Source organism: Actinoplanes hulinensis, from assembly GCF_019429605.1.
In the GTDB taxonomy this organism is placed as follows: domain Bacteria; phylum Actinomycetota; class Actinomycetes; order Mycobacteriales; family Micromonosporaceae; genus Actinoplanes; species Actinoplanes campanulatus.
Genome location: NZ_JAHXZI010000001.1, coordinates 353,167 through 372,583, shown reverse-complemented (window position 1 = coordinate 372,583; position 19,417 = coordinate 353,167). Strand labels below are relative to the sequence as shown.

Genomic DNA, 19,417 nt, shown 5'->3' with positions numbered 1-19,417 from the left:
TTCACCGCATCTTGGAAAGGACCTCGCGGAACTCCTGGGTGCGCCGCCGGTTCTCGCTCGACGCGCCCAGGAAGAGCAGCACCACACCGACCGGCACCAGCATCAGCCACGGACCGCCGACGGTGAACGCGAACGCCAGCGCCGCGATCACCGTGGCCGCGGTGCCGACCACGACCGGCGCCTGCTGGCGGGTCCGCGACCCGACGATCAGCGTGAGCACCGCCCCGAGCAGCAGCAGCACCGCCCGCAGGTCGCCGCCGTCGCCGGTCAGCACGATCCCGATGGTCGGCACGAACGCCGCGAGAAGGGCCGGCCCGTACGCCGCCCAGCTGCTCAGATCCGGCCGGTGATGGGCCTCGACCACACCGACGGCGAGGGCCAGCGCCGCGAACGGCAGCGTGTACGCCTCCGGCAGCCCCACCGACGCCAGCGAGATGAACAGCCACCAGCCGGCGATCTCGAACCCGACCGCCACCCAGAACAGCGTGCGCCGCTGGCTCGCATTGCGGTCCGGCCGGGACGCCGCCAGGCCCAGCACCGCACCCCAGGCCGCGAGCAGCGCCGCCAGATGGGTGGGGGAGTCGAACGCCAGCGCCCCGGCGATCGCCGCCGACGTGTAGCCGCTCCACTCGATCGTGACCGCCTCGGCCCGGTACTGCGGCAGCCCCAGCCGGGGCAGCGCCGCCTCCAGGGTGAGCAGCACCGCGCCGACGGCCAGTACGCCGAACGCCGCCCACTGCCGCTCCAGCCCGGCCGCGATCGACACGGCGAGGACGAACATCTGGCCCATCAGTGCGGCGAACAGCCAGCCCAGCAGCCGGGCCATCTGGGTGCGCCCGTTGATCGCCGCGACCAGCCCGACACCGACCGCGCTGCCCAGCGTGAACAGGGTCAGCGGCACCTCGGCCAGGCTCCCGGCTAGACCGGCGCCACCGGCCAGCAGACCGATCACGAACACCGCGGTCCGGGTGGTCCGCAGCACCGGCGCCCGAGTCGCGAGCGGCGGCGGGGTGAGCGCCAGGCCCAGCATCGAGATGGTGAACACCACGAGTGCCGCCCCGGTGGCCGCCGGGTAGCCGGCGTGCAGGGCGATCGGGGTGATCAGCAGGGTCAGCGCGAGCCCCGGCAGGATGACCGGCACCGCCTCGGACGCCTTGCCACCGAACCCGATCGCGGCCAGCGCGGCCGCGCCGGTGAGCAGCACGGCGGCCAGGGCGCTGGTGGCGTCCACGTTGCCGGCGGCCGGGTCGGTGAGCGCCGGGACCGGGCCCTGCCAGATCGCGGCGAGCTGCTCCAGCGGGTCGAGGAGGGCCGCCCGCAGGGCCGGGGCCAGCGAGAACAGCGCCAGCACGGTGGGCAGCAGGGCGAGCATGACGGCGCCGGTGGCCGGGTCGGCGAGCCACCGCTCACCCCAGCCGGGCCGGCGGAGCCGCGAATACCGGCCGACCGCCGGGTCGTTGAACGGGGCCACCCGCGGCACCGGGTCCGTCGGCGCCGGCGGAACCGAACCGCGCAGCATCTCGGCCAGCACCCCGACCAGGGCGGCGGCCGCGGCGTACAGGGCGGTCGGGTAGTCGGTGGGGATGCAGGCGATCGCGGTGACCGAGGCGCCGAGGACCACGCCGATCGTCGCCCAGGGAAGGTACTGCGGCAGGAACCGGCCGGCCGCGGCCAGCACCGCGAGACCCAGCGTGGAACCGGCCAGCGCGGCGGTCAGCACCACCTGGAGGTCGTGACCCTGACCGGCGGCGACGGCGGCCAGGAAACCGGGCAGCGCCAGCAGCGCCGAAGCGGTCGCCGCCCCGCCGATCTGCGCCCGGTGCCGGGGCAGCACCCGGACCGGAGGCCGGTCCGGATCGGCGCTCTCCAGCTCGGCGGTGTCCTCGAACGCCGACGCGGGCAGCCGCGCCGGGATCCGGGCCATCGCCGCCACCAGCGCGCCGAGCAGCACCACCACGAGCAGCGCCAGCGCGGTCGACCAGGGGCGGGCCAGACCCACCGCGACGGCGTGCAGCAGCGCCACGGCGGCGACCCCGGCCCGGGCGCGGGCGGCGTTCGGGTCGAGCGCGGCGACGGCGGCCAGCGCGTAGCCGACCGCCACCGCGGTGCCGATGATCAGCGGGGACCACCAGGGGAAACCGAGCGCGTAGGGGGTGCCGATGGCGGCGAGCGCGGCGGCGAGCCCGGACGCGTAGGACGACCACGGCCGGGGCATCGCGATGCCGGCCGTGATCGCGACCATCACCAGCGCGAACGGGGCCTGCCAGGCGCCCGCCGGAGCGGTCGCCGGGTAGGTCTCCAGTTGGGCCCCCCACAACCCGCCCGGCAGCGAGAGCACCTTGAGCCCGCCGGCGAGCGCCTGCCAGCCGGCGATCGCGCCGACCACCAGCGCGGCGATCCCCAGGCCGCGGGCCGGGCCGGGCCGCCAGTCGTCCGGCAGGACCGTGACACCCATCCCGATCAGCAGAACCACCACGCCGGCGACGGCCAGCGGCGCGGCCGGGAAGCCGAGCGCGGCCACCCGGGCGAGCGCGCCGCAGATCGCCACGGTGGCGGCCGCCGCGGCGATGTCCGGGCCGTCCAGCATCCGGTCGGTACGCCCGCGGTTGTCGATCGACTTGGCGAAGAACAGCAGCCCCGCCGCGCCCAGCAGCAGCGCGCCGACCCAGACGTCGGGGGCCGTGGCACCCGGGGCGAACAGCGCCGCCAGCGCCAGCGTCACCGCGCCGAGCCCGGTGCCGATGGTCAGCGGCAGGCTGATCTCGCGGCGGGCCACCTGGAAGACGGCCGCGTAGCTGAGCGTGCCGGCCACCGCGAGGAACCCGGCGGCCAGTGCCGGGACGGTCGAACCGGCGTTCGGCGGCGGACCGCCACCCGGGTCGGCGACGGCCAGCGCGGCGGTCACCGCGGCACCCGGGACGGCCAGCGCCGCGGCCCCCGACGCCCAGTCGCCGACCACCCAGGCGAACAGCCGGACCGGGATCTGCCGGGCCGCGATGGTGACCATCACCCCGGCGCCCGCCAGCGCGGTCAGCACGGCCGCGGTCAGCCAGGAGGCGCTCAGCGCCGCGCACGCCCCGAACAGCCCGACCACCCCGGCCGCGGCGACGTGCGCGTACGCGATCCGGGAGGTGCTCGCCCACAGGCCGGCGGCACCCAGGCCGATCGCCGCCAGCACCAGCGGCCAGGGCGCCTCCGACCAGGGCAGGCCCAGCGAGGCCGGCACGGAGAGCGCGGTCAGCGCGATCCCGGCGACCGCGCCCTCGTGGCGGATGCTCGACGGCAGGGCCAGAGCGGCGGCGATCGTCATCAGCAGCGCGCTGAACGCCAGCAGCCAGCCGGACGGGCCGACCGCCTCGGCGAGCTTCTGGGCGTACGCCGCGGTGTCGGCATCCCAGACCGGCCGGGCCGCGGCGACCGGGGCGATCGCCGCCCGGAGCGCGTCCACCCCGACGATCAGGCCGATCAGGGCGAGGGCGGCGGTCGACGCGTACTGCGGGCCACGGCGCACCGGTTCGGGCAGCATCCCGATCACGGCGCCGGTGAGGGCGACGGTCGCGGCGGCGGCCACCATGTTCCACGGCGGGGAGGCCACCCCGGCGATCCGGGCGATCGCGCCGATCACCGCGAGGGTCAGGACACCGCCCGCCACGTTCAGCGCCAGCGGGTGCCGCAACAGCCGGGCCGCGGCCACCGCGGTGCCGGCCGCGGCCACCAGGATCAGGCCGGACCGCAGCGCGTCACCGACCACCTGGGCCTGGAGCAGCGCCACCGAGGAGTAGAGCAGCGCGGCCGCGGACGCGAGGCAGAGCAGGGCGAAGGTCAGCTCGCGCAGCCAGTCCGCCGACGGCGGGACGGCAGGCGGGGCCAGTGGCACCGAACCGGCCGGCGGCGCGCCCTGCGGCCGCGGGCCGGGGAAGATCCGGCTCGGCGACCAGCGGCGGCGGGGACGGTTCAGCCCGGCGATGATGAGATCCGGTTCCTCCGGCTGGGACTCCGGGCGCGGCGGGGCGTCCGCCGCGTACGCCGACGGGTCCGCCGGATCGGGCTCGTCCTCGCGCCGCGCGAACCGCTCGGCGTCGGCGTCCGCCTCCGCGAGCGACACGCGGTCGGCGGGCACCGGCCGGCCCAGCGGCCAGCGCGGCACCAGCCGCCCGGTGCGGATCACCCGGGTGAGAAGAAGCAGGTCGAGCACGGCCACGGCGGTCAGCGCGAGGCCCCAGCCGGCCGCGCTCTGGATCAGCGGGTACGCGAGAAGCGGTGCCACCGGTTGAGTGGCGATGACCGTCGCGTACCGGGGAGCGGTCAGCCGGGTGACCCCGGCGTAGAGGAACCCGGCCACCGCGGTGATCGCGAAGGTGATCCCCAGGTACAGCGCGGTCGGCACGTCGCCGCCGGTCAGTGGGGTGTCGTGCAGCGCGTACAGCGTCATCGGCAGCAGGATCAGGCCGATCGCCGCGACCGTCTCGCCGGTCGAGGTCAGCCCCCGCTTGGCCACGCCGGGCGCCGCGGACAGGGCGATCCCGGTGGCCAGGGCGAGGATCAGCGCCCGGGCGAACGGGTTGGAGACCGCCACCCCGGCGAACACCACGGCCGCCACCCCGAGCAGCAGGGCGCCGAGGACCAGCAGGATGTTCTGCACCGACTGGGTGGAGGCCTCCGGTGGATGCTCCATGGTGGCCAGCGGTGGCCGCCTCGAACTCGGCGGCGGGGCCACCCGCTCGGTCGGCGGCGGGTCGTCGACCAGCACGGTCACCCCGTCGGAGGCGACCCCGGGCGGGCCGGTGTGCGCGGTGCCCGGCTCGGCCCAGTCCGGCGGCGGGGGCTGCCGCCTGCGGGGCCGGGGCGGCGGCTCCTCGGCGGCGGACTGGGCGCCGGGCGGCGGGGGCGGCGGGAAGTCCTCCGGCGGGCGGCGCCGGGTGGAGCGCCGGCTCTTGGCGCCCTTCTGCTTCTGGGCGTGCGACAGGATGTCCCGCTGGAACTGGGCGGCCTGGATCTTGCTAGCGATCTTGGTGCGTTCGGCCGCGGCCTGCATGTCCCGGATCTTCAGATCCGCTATCGACGCGTCGATACGAGCCAGTTCGTCCCCGTAGTCGGGCTCGTCTGCCTGCGCCACAGGACCCCCTCGCACCACCCGGCCGCTCTCTGTAGTTAGAGCATGCCGTTCCGACACCTCATTAGAACAGCCTCAAGCGGGTGGAGATCTGCGGAAACGGCCCCGAACCCGGCGGTTTCCCGGCATGCCCCCGATCGGGCGGCGATATTCGGCACAGGAGGCGGTGTTGCCAGGGCCACGCTACGCGCCGGTAACATGGCTCGGGACCGGCTTAGGGAAGGTTAAGGACATGGCTGACTTCGACGTCTACCGACTTCCGGAGGACCACGAGACGATCCGTGCCGCGGTGCGCGAGATCTGCGACGCGCGGGTCGCCCCGCACGCCGCCGAGGCCGACGAGACCGGTGAGTTCCCCAAGGCGTCGTACGACGCTCTCCGCTCCTCCGACTTCCACGCGCCGCACATCCCGGTGGAGTACGGCGGCGCCGGCGCCGACGCCCTCGCCACGGCCATCGTGATCGAGGAGGTGGCCCGTGCCTGCGCCTCGTCGTCGCTGATCCCCGCGGTCAACAAGCTCGGCACCATGCCGCTGCTGATCGCCGGGTCCGAGGAGCTCAAGCACAAGTACCTCTCGAAGGTGGCCTCGGGCGAGGCGATGTTCTCGTACTGCCTCTCCGAGCCGGAGGCCGGCTCCGACGCCGCCTCGATGACCACGCGCGCGGTCCGCGACGGCGACCACTGGGTGCTCAACGGCGTGAAGCGGTGGATCACCAACGCCGGCGTCTCCGAGTACTACACGGTCTTCGCGGTCACCGACCCGTCCGCCCGGTCCCGCGGCATCTCCGCCTTCGTGGTCGAGAAGTCCGACGAGGGCGTCAGCTTCGGCGCGCCGGAGAAGAAGCTCGGCATCAAGGGGTCGCCCACCCGCGAGGTCTACTTCGACAACGTACGCATCCCGGCCGACCGGATGATCGGCGACGAGGGCACCGGCTTCGCCACCGCGATGAAGACCCTCGACCACACCCGGGTCACCATCGCGGCGCAGGCCATCGGCATCGCGCAGGGCGCGCTCGACTTCGCTCTGGGGTACGCCAAGGAGCGCAAGCAGTTCGGCAAGTCGATCGCCGACTTCCAAGGCCTCCAGTTCATGCTCGCCGACATGGGCATGAAGCTCGAGGCGGCCCGCCAGCTCACCTACGCCGCGGCCGGCAAGAGCGAGCGCGGCGACGCCGACCTGACCTACTTCGGCGCGGCCGCGAAGTGCTTCGCCTCGGACGCCGCCATGGAGATCACCACCGACGCGGTCCAGATCCTCGGCGGCTACGGCTACACCCGCGACTACCCGGTCGAGCGCATGATGCGCGACGCCAAGATCACCCAGATCTACGAGGGCACCAACCAGGTCCAGCGCATCGTGATGGCGAGGCAGCTCCTGAAGGGCTGAGAACGGCTGTTTCCACTGTTCAGAGGCCACGTGGCCGGGCGCATGCGCCCGGCCACGTTCTGCCGGACTGTGATGAAGGCGCTGTGCGCTGTCTATGCGTCACGTGTAGCATCAGCCAGCTCTCGGCTTGATCAACGCGTCGCTTCCCCTCATTGCTAGGTAGGACATGTCGGTTTCCCTCGGCACAGAACCGCAGAAAGCCCAGCCGGACAAGACCAGCGTCGAGCGAACCGCTTCCGGGTCGCACCCCGGATTCCGGCCCGATATCGAGGGCATGCGGGCGATCGCGGTCACGCTGGTGGTGCTGTCGCACGCGGGCATCTCCTGGGTGGCCGGTGGCTATGTCGGCGTCGACGTCTTCTTCGTGATCTCCGGGTTTCTGATCACCACTCTGCTGTTCAAGGAGCTGAGCCGGACCGGCACGATCTCGCTGGGCAACTTCTACGCCCGGCGAGCCACTCGCCTGCTGCCGGCTTCGACCGTCGTCCTGCTGCTGACCGTGGCGGCGACCTGGCTGTGGATGCCGGCCACCCGGTTCGGGTCGATCGCCCTGGACGCGATCTACGCGACGTTCTACGGGATCAACTGGCGACTCGCGAGCGAAGGGGTCCAGTACCTCAATGCCGGCGCCGAGCCGTCCCCGCTGCAGCACTTCTGGTCGCTCGCGGTGGAGGAGCAGTTCTACCTGGTCTGGCCGCTACTGCTGCTGATCCTCGCGTGGACGACCGGGCGACGCGGCGGCGCCGAACGCCGTACCCCGGCGGTCGTGGTCCTTCTGCTCGTGTTCGTGGCGTCCCTCGCGGTGAGCGTCACGCAGACCTCGACGGCCGCGCCGTGGGCCTACTTCGGTGCGCACACACGGGCATGGGAGCTGGCGGCCGGAGCCCTTCTGGCGGTCGCCTCGACGCGGCTCACCCGCCTTCCCCAGCCGGCTGCCGCCGCACTGACCTGGATCGGCCTGGTCGCGGTGGTGGGTTCCGCGCTGCTGTACGACGAGGCGACCCCGTTCCCCGGCTACGCGGCGGTCCTGCCGGTCCTCGGCGCGGTGGCGTTGATCGCGGGTGGCTGTGCGTCGCCGCGGGCCGGCGCGGTGCTCCTGATCGGCACCTGGCCGTTCCGGCAGATCGGCAAGTACTCATACAGCTGGTATCTGTGGCACTGGCCGGTCCTGATGATCGCCCCGCACGCTCTGCGCGTGGAGCCGGGCATCGGGCTCAACCTGGGTCTGTCCGCCGTGGCGCTGGTGCTGGCCATCGGCTCCTACCACCTCGTGGAGAACCCCGCCCGTACCCAGGCCTGGGTGAAGGCCCGGTTCACCCGCGGCCTGGCCGTCGGCCTGGCCCTGTCCGTCCTGGCAGCCCTGGTCGCACAGGCCGGCATCATGAATCCACCGCGGCTCGCCTCCGGCCCGGCGGCCGTCAACACCGCCAAAGCCGTCGCCGCGGCCGCTGATCCGGCGGCCGAGCTGCGCCGCATCATCACCGAGTCGGCCCGGATCGAGGTCCTGCCGTCCAACTACACGCCCAAGGTGGAGCGGGCCAAGTACATCGTGCCGGCCTACGTGAAGTCCGGTTGTCACCTCGATCTCTGGACCGTCACCGCGCCGGGTGAGTGCGTGTTCGGCGATCCGGCCGGCAAGAAGACCGTGTACCTGTTCGGTGACTCGCATGCCGGGCAGTGGTTCCCGGCGCTCGACGCGATCGCCGAGGAGCGCGGCTGGAAGCTGCTGATTCGCATCAAGGCCGCCTGCCTCACCCCGGCGGTCCGCACCTACCGTAAGGAACTCAAGCGCGAGTACACCGAGTGCCCGGAGTGGCGCTCCAAGGTCATCGACGAGATCAAGCAGGTCCGCCCGGACATGGTCATCATGTCTTCGAGCGGGTTCGACGCCGGTGGCCTGATCGACCGGAACGGGAGTCAGTTCAGCAGCGACGACAGCCGCCGGCATCAGACCGTCGCGGACGGCTGGGCGGAGGTCTTCGGCGCCATCAAGCATCGGAGGACCAGGCTGGTAATGATCAAGGACACCCCGTCGCCGGGTCGCAACGCACCCGAATGCCTGGCGGCCAACTCGAAGAACATCACCGCCTGCGTCCAGCCCGTCGGCAAGGCGGTGGCCTACCCGGAACGGCAGGCGCTGGTCGACCGGGCCGCCAAGGCCGGCCGTGTCACGGTCATCGATCCCGTGCCCTGGTTCTGCACCGATGTCTGCCCGGCGGTCGTCGGCAACCTCCTGTCCTGGCGCGACGACAACCACATCAGCACCAAATACGCCACCATGGTGACCCCGTTGCTGGCGGCACGCCTGCCCCGATGACCCGGAACGCCCGGCGGACCCGTCAGACCTCCCCGCCCTCGGCGACGAAGGCCGGCGGCACGGTATCAAGCGGATGAGTATTCATGCATGTCCGTCCGGTGTGCTGGGGTCGCGTCGTCGTCCGCGGGCCCGGCGATCGGGAGCACGATCGTGGCCGTGGTGCCGACACCCTCCTCGGAGTCGATGGTGACCGTTCCGCCATGTTGTTCCACGACCGTCGACACGATGGTCAGGCCCAGGCCGGTGCCGGGGATCGCCTGCCGGACGGCGTTGGTGGCCCGGAAGAACCGGGTGAACAGGTGCGGCAGATCCGCGGCCGGGATGCCGATGCCGGTGTCCCGGACGACGAGTACGGCGTTCGGTCCACTGATGCGGGCGGCCAGGGTCACCGTCCCGCCGGACCCGGTGAACTTCACCGCGTTGGCCAGCACCTGGAGGAGCACGCGATCCAGGTGCTCCCGATCTCCCCGTATCGTCATCGGCTCGTCGACGTCGCAGGTCACGGCGACGCCGGCCTTGTGCGCCGCGGGCTGGATCTCCGTGCACGCCGTGCGCACCAGGGCGCTGAGGTCGAGGAGGTCGTGGGACAGCGCGAGCCGCCCCGCCTCGATGCGGGACACCATCAGCAGGTCCTCGATGAGCCGCCGGAGCCGTACGACGTTCTGGTCGATCACGCCGAGCATCCGTTCCTGCGCGGCGTTCAGCGGCCCGGCCTCCCTGTCGATCAGGACTTCCAGGTAGCCGGCGACACTTGTCAACGGGGTCCGCAGCTCGTGCGAGACGGTCCGCAGGAGTTCCATCTTGGTGGCGTCGACCTCCCGCATCCGGGCCAGGAGTTCGTGTGCCCGCTCGAAGAGCTTCGCGTGGGTCAGGATCCGCGCGAGGTCGGCCGCGAACACGCCGGCCAGATGCACCTCGTACGGCCGCCAGGCTCCCCGCCCGCGCTGCCGTACGACGGTGAGCTGTCCCGTCGCCGTCCCACCCTCCCCGAACGTCACTTCGATCACCCGCCGGGCCGCGGCCGCGTGCAGCGCGTCGGTCATCGGCCCGGGCGGCGCCTGCCGGACGTCGCGGACGACGGCCTTGCCCGGTTGTGACGCGTCCCAGTCCACGGGTGCGCAGGCCAACGGGGTGGGGTCGCCCGTGGCGCCCGCCCCACTCCAGATCTCCGGTTCGGGTTCCCCGTCGGGATCCGGGGGCAGGCGGATCACCACGTGGTCGGCGCCGAGCAGGTCACCGAGGACCTGCGCTGCCGCCGCCACCGCCTCGCCGCGCGAAAGGTGGTGCCGTACCGCCGCACTGTGCTCCTGGAACGCGTCGAAGGTACGGCGTTCCCGGTCTCCTTCGACGGCGGCCGTGTTGACCGCCGCCGCGACCTCCTCGATCTCCGTCGGAGCTCCGCCGAGGGTCACCCGGACCTCGCGCTCGCCGCGACCGAGCCGGGCGACGGCTTCGAGTACCTGACCGAGCGGTCTCGTGATACGCCGGGTGGCCGAGTTCCCGATCCGGATCGCGAACCAGCCGGCCAGCGCCGTCGTGATCGCCAGCACGGCCAGCACGACCGCGGTCAGGACGTTGTTGATGCGGTTGATCTCGCTGATCTTCTGTAACAGGCGTAGGTCCAGCGCCCGGTAGGCGGACTCCACCCGGGCGAACTGCTCTCGCTCGCGTGCGATCTCCGCGGTGGACGGCCGAGTGCTCGGCATGCTGTCGATCTGCTGGTCGGCCAGGGCCCACCACCTGGTGGCCTCCGTTGTCAGCGTCTCGACCAGTGCGTATGTGTCGTCGATCGTGACATCACGTAGCCTGGCCTCCGCGGCCGGATAATCCCGCCGGGCCATCAGGTACGAGGTCCGTTCCGTGTCCTGGCCGGTGAGCAGGTAGCCGTTGAGGCCCTGTTGCCCGTCGAAGAGCAGCGTGCGCACGATGGCGCTGGAACTCCGGGTGCGGAGCAGGTCGTTCAACGGCGCATTGATCGCCACGAACGGCGGGACCGTGGTCACCAGCCCGGCCACGCCCATGAGAAACACCAGTGCCACCACCCCGCCGAAGGCGCGGCGCAACAGCTGTCCGATGCTGGTCGACCCAGCGTTCGGCGGCGGTGGCCGCGGGTTCACGCCCGTGTCCTGCTCAACAGGGTCTGCACGCGTGACACCAGCTCGCGTGGGCTGAACGGCTTGGTGACGTAGTCGTCGGCGCCGACCGCGAAGCCGCGTTCGACGTCCTGTTCCTGCACCCGGGCGGTCAGTAACAGCACCAGGGTGTCCGCGATCGCGGGATCCGCGCGGATCATCCGGCACACGTCGATGCCGGACAGGCCGGGCATGGCGATGTCGAGGATCGCGATGGCGGGGCGTTGCTCGCGGATCGCCGCCAGAGCCGTCTCGCCGTCCTCGACGGCGATCGTCTCCAGGCCGAGCCCTTCGAGCTTGAAGATGACCAGGTCGCGGATGTCCGCGTCGTCGTCCGCCACCAGAACCAGTGCCATGCCGCACCTCGCACCGGGATCGATTTTTACCACCATGCCAGGTCGTGACCATTATGGCAGGCTTGTCGGTAATCGACAGGCTGGACGGCCAGGCATCGCGCTGTTCGTTCGCATGTCCGGGCTGGGCCACCCCGGAGACCAGCCCCGAGTCCACCGCCGCGGAATCCGGGTGATCAATGGCCGCTTTCGGCCAGGCCGGTTCCGGCCGGGCCGACCGCCTTCCGCTGTCCGAAGTGGGACCTCGATGATGTACGGCAAGAGTGAAGAAGAGGTTAAGGCCAATGCGACTTGCCCGGATCTCCCTCGCGCCGCGCCCCGGTGTGCCGGCCGCCGTCGACGCGGTGGTGCTGGTGGACGCCACCTGGGCGGCCGCACGGGCCGGGGACGAGGTCGAGCACGTGGTGGCCCGGGCGGTTCCTGGCGGCTTCGAGGTCGGGGTGTTCCTCCAGGCGGCCGACGGCCCGGCCGGGCGTGCCACCGCGGACGCGCTGATGCTGCGGGTGCTCGCCAATTCGCCGCTGCTGCGGCAGTGGCGGATCGTGGCCGGCTCCGACATCCCGTTCGACAGTCTGCGACATTGATCCGGTTCCCCGGTCCACCCCTACCCGCCGAGCCGGAGCCCTGGGTCTTCTTCCAGGTCATGGACATACGTGCGGCACTGCCTAGATTCGAAGCATGCTTGATGTGCTGGGCCTGGGTAGCGAAGCCGAGTCGGTCTACCGCCTCCTGCTGACCCACCCGCGATGGGGGGTCCGTGACCTCGTCGAGCATCTGGCCGCCGACGAGGACACCGTCCGCGGGGCACTCGACCAGCTCTTCGATCTGGCGCTGCTGCGCCCCTCCGCGGAACGCGAGGGGGAGCTGCGGGCGGTCAGCCCCACCCTCGGCCTCCAGTCGCTGCTGGCCCGCCAGCAGGCCGACGTCGAGCACCGCCTCCGGCGGATCGCCGCCGGGCAGGCCGCGGTGGCCGCGATCCTCGCCGAGTACAGCGACCAGGCCGCCGAGGAGGCGCCCGAGGCGGAGCGCGTGGTCGGGCCGGACGCGATCCAGAGCCGGCTGGAGGAACTGGCCCTGACGCTGCGGGAGGAACTGCTCAGCATCGTGCCGTCGGTGCCGTCGGTGGCGGCCGCCGAGACGGCCCGGCGGCACAACGCCGAGCTGGTGGCCCGGGGGATCACCATCCGGACGTCGCTGCGGGACTCGGCCCGCCGGGATCCGGTCGCCGCCGAGTACGCGAAGTCCCTGACCGACGTGGGCGCCGAGGTGCGCACCGCGCCGCTGCTCCCGCCGCGCATGCTGATCTTCGACCGGGCGATCGCGATCGTCCCCATCGACCCTGGCCACACCGCACAGGGCGTCCTGCAGCTCTCCGGCCTGGGCGTGGTGGCCTCGCTGGTCACCCTGTACGAGCAGGTGTGGCGGACCGCCGTCCCGCTCGGCGCCGTCGCGCGCGACAGCGACGGCATCACGCCGATCCAGCGTGAGCTGCTGCAACTGCTCGCCCAGGGGCACACCGACAGTTCCGCGGCCACCCGTCTCGGCCTGTCCGAGCGCACCTGCCGCCGGGCCATGGCGGAGCTGATGGAGCGGCTCGGCGCGCGCAGCCGCTTCGAGGCCGGCCTGCTGGCCGCCCGCGAGGGCTGGATCTAGGCGGCCGGAACCGGCCAGGCCGGTTCGGGACAGTCCGGAGACCTTCCCGCCCACCCCGGCGCCCGGGATAGTTGTTCATGTCAGGCCGAGAACGGCCAGAAATGACGCGGACATTCAATCCAGGTATTCAGCCGGGGGTATCGCCATGTCTTTTTCGGTCGCTCGCTCTGCGCTTGCCGTCTCCGTTTTCGCTCTCGCCGCAGCCATTGTCCTGTTGGTGACCGGAGTCGGGTATGAGCAGCTCACCACCGCTTCGGCGGCCGACACCGGCCTGATCTGGGGCTGACCGGAATGGCTCAGAACGCTCTGGCCGAACGGCAGTGGTCGGTCAATCAACTGACACAGATGTACGTCTCCAGCGTCCTCGGCGCGGGAATCCTGGTGGTGCCGGGAATCTCCGTCCAGGAGGCCGGCTGGGCCGCCCCGCTGGTGTGGGTGGTGCTCGCCGGGATCTGCGTCTGTATCGCCCAGATGTTCGCCCGCATCTCGATGGAGTTCCCCCGGGTCTCCGGCATCACCGACGTCATCGGCGCCGGCATGGGCTCCGCGAACGCCACCATCGCGCAGGGTCTGCTGCTGGTGGTCTACGCGGTCGGGAACCCGGCCATGGCCATCGCCACCGCCCACTACCTGGAGGCGCTGACGGACCGGCTGCCCCCGGTGCCGGTCACGGCCATGGCGCTGATGCTGCTGTCCCTGGCGCTGGCCGGGCTCAGCGACCGCGCCATCGCCCGGATCCAGGACGTCAGCATCAAGATCGCGCTGGTCGCACTGGGGGTCGGCATCGTCCTCGCGGTGCCCAGCATGGACCTGGCCAACCTCGGCCGGCAGGGCTCCACGTCGGTGGCCGGTGTGCTGACCGCCGCGGGCGTCGCCTTCTACGCCTACCTGGGCTGGGAGAACGTCTCCCTGCTGGGCGGCTCGGTGCGGGACCCGCGGCAGACCTTCCCCAGGGCGATCCGGCGCGCCGTACCGCTGGTCGCCCTGACCTACCTGGCCGCCACCGTCGCCTACGCGGCGCTGCCGCCCGGCGGGCCCACCGCCCTGGTGTCCGCCCTGACCGCCGGCCTGCCGGCGCCCCTGCGCCTGGTCCTGCTGGCCGCGTCCGCCGTCGCCATCATCGCGGCGACCAACGCGTGGGTGCTCGGCGCCACCCGGCTCTACGTGCACGCCGTCCGGGGCCGGACCTCCGAGTCGCGCGCCAAGGTCGTGCTGGCCCTGGCGTACGCCGGCACGCTGGCCCTCTTCGGGGCCGGGATCGTCACCCACTCCGACCTCCTCGCCTGGACATCGGCGCTGTTCATGTCCGTCTACGCGCTGTGCAGCGCCGCCCTCGCGCGGTTGCAGCGGAGGTGGAGCGTCCAGGCCGTCGTCGTCCTGCTCAGCAGCCTGGTGATCCTCGGATCGCGGGGCGTCGCGGGACTGCTCTTCGTCTGTGTCCTCGTCGTGGTGGTCCTGGCCACCGGAAAGGTACGGAAATGACCGCCCTGCGCCATATGGCCACGCTGTCCGAGGAATCGGCGGACGGCGAGTTCGGAACCCGGTGCCAGCGGGTCTTCCCCCTGAGCCTCATCGACGACGAGACGCTCGGCGCGATGGGCTGCTGGCTGGAGCCCGGCCGGCAGACCGAGCCGGACCAGCACGACCAGCGCGAGATGGTGTTCGTCACCGGCGGCCGCGGGACCCTCGTCTCGGGCGCCGAGTCCACCCCGCTGCGCGCCGGCGACGTCGTCTTCATCGAGAAGAACCACGAGCACGTCGTGCACTGCACCGGCGAGCAGCTCACCTGGTTCTCCGTGTACTGGCCCCTGAAGGAGACCCGATGAGCACCTGGATCACGGCGACGCCCCCGACGCCGAACGGGCACCTGCACGTGGGGCACATCTCCGGGCCCTACCTGGCCGGCGACGTGATGGCCCGGGCGCTGGCCGCGGACGGGCAGGAGACCTGGTACTCCACCGGCCTCGACGACAACCAGACGTACGTGCCGCGCCGTTCCTGGGGGGAGGGCGGCACGCCCGAGGAGACGGCGGAGCGGTACACCCGCTCGATCGTCGACACCTGGGCCGCGGCCGGCGTGCGGTTCGACGCGATCGTGCGACCGCACGGCGTCGAGTACGAGTCCCGCGTACGAAATCTGTTCTCGCTGTTGATCGAAAGCGGTCACGTGGTGGCGGAGGAGCGGCCGCTGCCGTTCTGCGAGCCCTGCGACCTCTGGCTGTACGAGGCCTACCTGGGCGGGAAGTGCCCGCACTGCGGGGCCGGCACCAACGGCAACGCCTGTGAGGACTGCTGCCGCCCCAACGTCTGCGCCGACGTCGTCGACCCGTTCTGCATCCGCTGCGGCGCGACCCCGGAGGTACGGCAGACCAAACTGCACGTGCTGCCGCTGGAACCGCTGCGGGACCGGCTCGTGGAGTTCTGGGCGTCCTGCGACATGCCCGAGCGGCTGCGCGCCGTCTGCCGGGCGATGGCGGCCGAACGGCTGCCCGACATCCTCGTCTCGCACCCGTCGGACTGGGGCATCCCCACCGAGGCGGACCCGGCGCTGCGCACCTACGTGTGGCTGGAGATGGCCGAGGGGTACGCCGCCGAGGCGCCGCCCGCCGGACACGACCGGCTCGTGCAGTTCTTCGGCATCGACAACGGCTACTTCCACGCGGTCCTCTTCCCGGCCGTGAACCTGGCGCTGGGCCGGGAGGAGCTGCTGCCGGAGAAGTTCGTCGTCAACGAGTTCTTCCAGCTGAACGGCTCCAAGTTCTCCACCAGCCGGCGGCACGCCATCTGGGCGTCCGAGCTGCTCCCGGTCGTCGGGGCGGACCTGCTGCGCCTGCACTGCCTGCTCCGGCGGCCGGCGACCAGCCGGACCGACTTCACCCTGGACGACCTCAGCCGTACCGAGAAGGTGCTCGATGTCTGGGACGCCACCTTCCGCGGGGTGTTCGCCCTGGACGGCACGGCGACCACCGTGGACGAGGCCGCTCTCCCGGCCGACCTGCGGCGCAGCGGACGTGCCGTACGGGCGCAGCTGGACCTGGCCCGCCGGTTCTGCCGGCCCGACGACTTCGACCCGCCGGCCGCGGTCGAGCAGCTGATGTCCGCCGCCCGGGTGATCGGGTCGGCGCTCGACGAGGTGCGCGCCATGGGGCCCGAGGGGACGGCCGCGGCCGCCGCACTGCGGGCCTGGACCGCCGAGTTCGCCGAGGCCGCCGCCCCGGTCGTGCCGGACGGCAGCGCGTACCTCCGGCAGGCGTGCTCCGGCACCGAGCGCCCGGCCAGGTACTTCGGGCTGGGCGTGGGATGAGCACCGCAGGCCGTCTCGCGGTCGTCGCGCCCCGCACCGGCCCGCGGGCTCGCTGGGGGAGGCTCTTCCCCCCGTCGCTGCTGGAGCATCCGGCGGTGGAGGTCTTCGACGACGCCGCGGATCCGGAGCGCTCCGTCGCCATCGCCAGGCGCATCGCCGGATCGGCCGGCTACTCGGCCGTGGTGGGGCACTTCTCCAGCGAGGCGGCCGGTGGCGCGCTGACCGCCTACCGGTGGGCCGGCATCCCGGTGGCCTTCCCGCTCTCCTCGGCGCCGGAGATCACCCGCGAACACCTGGACCCGGACCCGGGGGTGATCGCCCCCATGCCGGACAACCTGGCGCAGGCCGCCGTGCTGTTCCGGGCGTACCGGCCGGCGGAGGCGTGGGCCGGGCCCTCGGCCGACGGGCTCGCCGGCGCGTGGGAGCTCATGGGCGGCCGGGTCCGGCCCAGCGTGCGGGAGGTCCTCCAGCAGCCCGGCGCCACCACGCTGGTGGTGCTGGGCACCCTGACCGATGCCGAGGAGGCGATGCGGGCCGTCGCCGAGAACGGCCGGGAGGTACGCGTGGCACTCACCGACGACAGCTGGGTGGGCTCGCCGGACTGGGACGAGCTGCCGCCGGGCGACCGGCCGCGGGTCGTCACCTCCCGGCCCGACCCGGCGGTCCTCGTCGACCGCTGCGCCCGGCACATGCTCGAGGCCGTCGAACGCCACCTCACCGGGTCGCAACTGGTGGACCTGTGGGCGCAGCGGTACGACGTACCGATCTGGGAGACCCCGGCATGACCATCGTGGACTGTGCTGTCGTCGGGGACGGCATCGTCGGCCGCTTCACCGCTCTCGCCCTGGCCGCCCGTGGCCTGCGGGTGGTCCTCAGCGGTGGGGCGCCGGAGGACGCCGGCTCGTCGGCCTCGGCCCTCAGCGGGGGACTGGTCCGCGCCTACTCCGCCGATCCGTTCCTGACCCGGCTCGCGGCACGCAGCCTGACCTCGGTGTGGCTGAACTGCCCGGCCTACCGGCGGACCGGTTCGGTGCACGTCGTGCCGCGGGCCGGGCTGGACCGGACGGCGCTGTCCGAGATGGCGGCCGCCGGAGTGCCGTACCGGGTGATCGGCGGGCCGTCCCGGCATCCGGTCCGGCTGGAGCGGGGCGACTGCGCCGTCGTCGAGCCGTACGGCGGTTTCGTCCATGCGGGCGAGGCGCTGCGCTGGCTCGCGGACCGGTGCCGGGACGACGCCGGGATCACGCTGACCGGCCCGGTCCGCCAGGTGATCACCCGCGGCGACGGCTTCTCGCTGGCCGGCGCGGGCCCGGCGGTACGGGCCCGCCAGGTGATCGTGGCCGCCGGGCCGGGCACCGCCGCGCTCCTGCCGCCCGGATCGGCCCCCGAGGTGGAGCGACGGCGGATCGTCTACTCCTTCGTCCGCCTCGGCGACCCCGGCGCGGTGCCGCACACGTTCGTGGACACCGTCCCCGACACCTGGATGCGCCCCGCGCCCGAGCAGGGTCCCGGCGTCCTCCTGGTCGGCCGGGCCGACCCGATGCCCTGGAGCCGGCCCGGCCGCCGGGACGTCGCCGACCGGCGGACCGGACTGCGGGCGGCGGAGGCCCTGGCCCGGCGGATACCGGCCCTGTCCCGGGTCGAGTACCTGAGCAGCGTCGTCGCGTCCGACATGTACGCGGCACCGGGACACCACGGCGACGTGCCGGCGCCGACGGCCACCGACGGCCTCTGGTACGTGACCGGCCTTTCCGGGGGCGGTTTCAAGATCGCGCCCGCGCTGGGCGAGCGGATCGCCGACCGGATGACGGCGAGCGACAACGACGTCGCGCAGACCCTGTACAGCAACGACGTCGAGGGTGGGGACCATGTTTGAGCGCGATCTTGTCGGTGTCGGCCTCGGCCCGGCGAACCTGGGTCTGGCCATCGCCCTGGAGGAGGCGGGGATTCCGGCCCGGGCGCAGTTCCTCGACCGCCGTCCCGGGTTCGACTGGCATCCGGAGATGCTGCTGCCCTCCTCCGTCATGCAGATCAGCTACCTCAAGGACCTCGCCACCCAGCGGGACCCGCGCAGCGCCTACACCTTCGTGAACTACCTGCACGAGCGCGGCCGGATGAGCGACTTCATCAACCGCAAGTCGTTCTTCCCCAGCCGGCTGGAGTTCACCGACTACCTGCGGTGGGCCGTGGAGCGGCTCCAGGTGCCGGTGTGCTGGGGCGCCGAGGTGGTCTCCGTCGACCTGGACGAACACACCGGCGGCTGTGTCGTGTCCTGGGACCTGGACGGCACCCGGCACACCACCACGACCCGGTACGTCGCGATCGGCGCCGGCTCGACGCCCCGGATGCCGGACTGGGCCGCGGCGTTGCCGGGCGTCCTCCACAACACCGGGCTCATCGGCGGCCTGCGGTCCGCGGGCCTCGGCAGAGGGGCGCGGGTGGCCGTCGTCGGGCAGGGGCAGAGCGCCGCCGAGTCGGTACGGCACGTCCTCGACACCTACCCGGGCGTCTCGGTCGACTGCTTCATGTCCGGGTACGGGATGACGCCCGCCGACTCCAGCCCGTTCGCCAACCGGGTCTTCGATCCCTCCGCGGTGGACGACTTCTACTTCGCCGACGCCAACGTCCGTGCCGAGTTGCTCGACCGGCACCGGGCCACCAACTACAGCTGCGTCGACCCGGACCTGCTCACCTGGCTCTACGACTTCGAGTACCAGGAGAAGGTGGCCGGCGGGGACCGGCTGCGTTTCCACCGGGCGGCCCGCGTCACCGGCGCCCGAGCGTCCGGTGGCCGGGTCACGCTGGACGTCCTCCGGCGGATGACCGGGTCGACCGCGCGGGAGACGTACGACGCGGTCGTCTGCGCCACCGGGTTCACCTCGCCGCTGCCCCGGAGACTGCTCGGCGGCTCCTTCGGCGACACCTCCGGCGTCTGGCTGGCCCGCGACTACCGCCTGCACCGGGCCGACGGGTCGGCGCTGCCGGTCTTCGTCCTGGGCTCCACCGAGTCCGGGCACGGGCTGGGCTCGGGACTGCTCTCGAACATCGCCGTCCGCGGTGGCGAGATCGCCGAGAGGGTCATCGCGTCGGCGCGGGCCACCGTCTCCACCCCCGCCGCGAGGCGCGAGCTCGCCGTCTCCCGCTGACGGCCCGGTCAC

The 19,417-nt window shown here is 72.6% G+C and carries 13 protein-coding genes; 10 read left to right on the top strand and 3 right to left on the bottom strand.

Annotation, left to right across the window (positions count from 1 at the left end):
* Position 1 precedes the first annotated feature (1 nt).
* Positions 2-5,116, bottom strand: a complete 5,115-nt coding sequence (locus KZ829_RS01815; RefSeq protein ID WP_220142110.1) for an SCO7613 C-terminal domain-containing membrane protein — start codon at positions 5,114-5,116, stop codon at positions 2-4.
* 229 nt (positions 5,117-5,345) lie between these two features.
* Between KZ829_RS01815 and KZ829_RS01810 the strand changes: the two genes are divergently transcribed.
* Together KZ829_RS01810 and KZ829_RS01805 are read left to right on the top strand one after the other, a co-directional pair.
* Complete coding sequence (locus KZ829_RS01810) at positions 5,346-6,500, top strand: acyl-CoA dehydrogenase family protein (RefSeq protein WP_188121118.1); 1,155 nt, start codon at positions 5,346-5,348, stop codon at positions 6,498-6,500.
* A gap of 166 nt (positions 6,501-6,666) precedes the next feature.
* Positions 6,667-8,817, top strand: a complete 2,151-nt coding sequence (locus KZ829_RS01805) for an acyltransferase family protein (RefSeq protein ID WP_220142109.1) — start codon at positions 6,667-6,669, stop codon at positions 8,815-8,817.
* 65 nt (positions 8,818-8,882) lie between these two features.
* Here the strand turns inward: KZ829_RS01805 and KZ829_RS01800 are convergent, their stop codons facing one another.
* Positions 8,883-10,934 carry an ATP-binding protein gene (locus KZ829_RS01800; protein WP_220142108.1) on the bottom strand — a complete coding sequence of 684 codons (2,052 nt, stop codon included), beginning with the start codon at positions 10,932-10,934 and terminating at the stop codon, positions 8,883-8,885.
* Positions 10,931-11,305, bottom strand: a complete 375-nt coding sequence (locus KZ829_RS01795) for a response regulator transcription factor (RefSeq protein WP_220142107.1) — start codon at positions 11,303-11,305, stop codon at positions 10,931-10,933. Before KZ829_RS01795 ends, KZ829_RS01800 begins: the two co-directional genes overlap by 4 nt.
* Before the next feature lie 281 nt (positions 11,306-11,586).
* On the opposite strand from KZ829_RS01795, the gene KZ829_RS01790 reads away from it, so the two are divergent.
* The 8 genes from KZ829_RS01790 (at position 11,587) to KZ829_RS01755 (ending at position 19,405) form a co-directional block, all read left to right on the top strand.
* Entirely contained in the window at positions 11,587-11,886 is a 300-nt protein-coding gene (locus KZ829_RS01790; protein WP_220142106.1) for a hypothetical protein, read from the top strand.
* Positions 11,887-11,980: 94 nt separating this feature from the next.
* On the top strand, positions 11,981-12,955 hold the full coding sequence (locus KZ829_RS01785; RefSeq protein WP_220142105.1) for a helix-turn-helix domain-containing protein: 975 nt from the start codon (positions 11,981-11,983) through the stop codon (positions 12,953-12,955).
* Positions 12,956-13,246: 291 nt separating this feature from the next.
* Complete coding sequence (locus KZ829_RS01780; protein ID WP_220142104.1) at positions 13,247-14,437, top strand: APC family permease; 1,191 nt, start codon at positions 13,247-13,249, stop codon at positions 14,435-14,437.
* Positions 14,434-14,781, top strand: a complete 348-nt coding sequence (locus KZ829_RS01775) for a cupin domain-containing protein (protein WP_220142103.1) — start codon at positions 14,434-14,436, stop codon at positions 14,779-14,781. Before KZ829_RS01780 ends, KZ829_RS01775 begins: the two co-directional genes overlap by 4 nt.
* Positions 14,778-16,259, top strand: coding sequence for a class I tRNA ligase family protein (locus tag KZ829_RS01770; protein WP_220142102.1), 1,482 nt, complete (start codon positions 14,778-14,780; stop codon positions 16,257-16,259). The genes KZ829_RS01775 and KZ829_RS01770 overlap by 4 nt, the downstream gene beginning before the upstream one ends.
* The gene (locus KZ829_RS01765; protein ID WP_220142101.1) at positions 16,256-17,044 is read left to right on the top strand and encodes a type 1 periplasmic-binding domain-containing protein; all 789 of its coding nucleotides are present in this window, start codon (positions 16,256-16,258) and stop codon (positions 17,042-17,044) included. Before KZ829_RS01770 ends, KZ829_RS01765 begins: the two co-directional genes overlap by 4 nt.
* Positions 17,041-18,135: an NAD(P)/FAD-dependent oxidoreductase gene (locus tag KZ829_RS01760; RefSeq protein WP_220142100.1), complete on the top strand. Its 1,095-nt coding sequence runs from the start codon at positions 17,041-17,043 to the stop codon at positions 18,133-18,135. Before KZ829_RS01765 ends, KZ829_RS01760 begins: the two co-directional genes overlap by 4 nt.
* Positions 18,128-19,405, top strand: a complete 1,278-nt coding sequence (locus tag KZ829_RS01755) for a lysine N(6)-hydroxylase/L-ornithine N(5)-oxygenase family protein (protein ID WP_220142099.1) — start codon at positions 18,128-18,130, stop codon at positions 19,403-19,405. The genes KZ829_RS01760 and KZ829_RS01755 overlap by 8 nt, the downstream gene beginning before the upstream one ends.
* The last annotated feature ends 12 nt before the right edge of the window (positions 19,406-19,417 follow it).

Bases quoted from the DNA above. Each gene is read 5' to 3' on its own strand.
- KZ829_RS01810 (WP_188121118.1), top strand. From the start codon at position 5,346: ATGGCTGACTTCGACGTCTACCGACTTCCGGAGGACCACGAGACGATC.
- KZ829_RS01805 (WP_220142109.1), top strand. From the start codon at position 6,667: ATGTCGGTTTCCCTCGGCACAGAACCGCAGAAAGCCCAGCCGGACAAG.
- KZ829_RS01795 (WP_220142107.1), bottom strand. From the start codon at position 11,305: ATGGCACTGGTTCTGGTGGCGGACGACGACGCGGACATCCGCGACCTG.
- KZ829_RS01790 (WP_220142106.1), top strand. From the start codon at position 11,587: ATGCGACTTGCCCGGATCTCCCTCGCGCCGCGCCCCGGTGTGCCGGCC.
- KZ829_RS01785 (WP_220142105.1), top strand. From the start codon at position 11,981: ATGCTTGATGTGCTGGGCCTGGGTAGCGAAGCCGAGTCGGTCTACCGC.
- KZ829_RS01780 (WP_220142104.1), top strand. From the start codon at position 13,247: ATGGCTCAGAACGCTCTGGCCGAACGGCAGTGGTCGGTCAATCAACTG.
- KZ829_RS01775 (WP_220142103.1), top strand. From the start codon at position 14,434: ATGACCGCCCTGCGCCATATGGCCACGCTGTCCGAGGAATCGGCGGAC.
- KZ829_RS01770 (WP_220142102.1), top strand. From the start codon at position 14,778: ATGAGCACCTGGATCACGGCGACGCCCCCGACGCCGAACGGGCACCTG.
- KZ829_RS01765 (WP_220142101.1), top strand. From the start codon at position 16,256: ATGAGCACCGCAGGCCGTCTCGCGGTCGTCGCGCCCCGCACCGGCCCG.
- KZ829_RS01760 (WP_220142100.1), top strand. From the start codon at position 17,041: ATGACCATCGTGGACTGTGCTGTCGTCGGGGACGGCATCGTCGGCCGC.
- KZ829_RS01755 (WP_220142099.1), top strand. From the start codon at position 18,128: ATGTTTGAGCGCGATCTTGTCGGTGTCGGCCTCGGCCCGGCGAACCTG.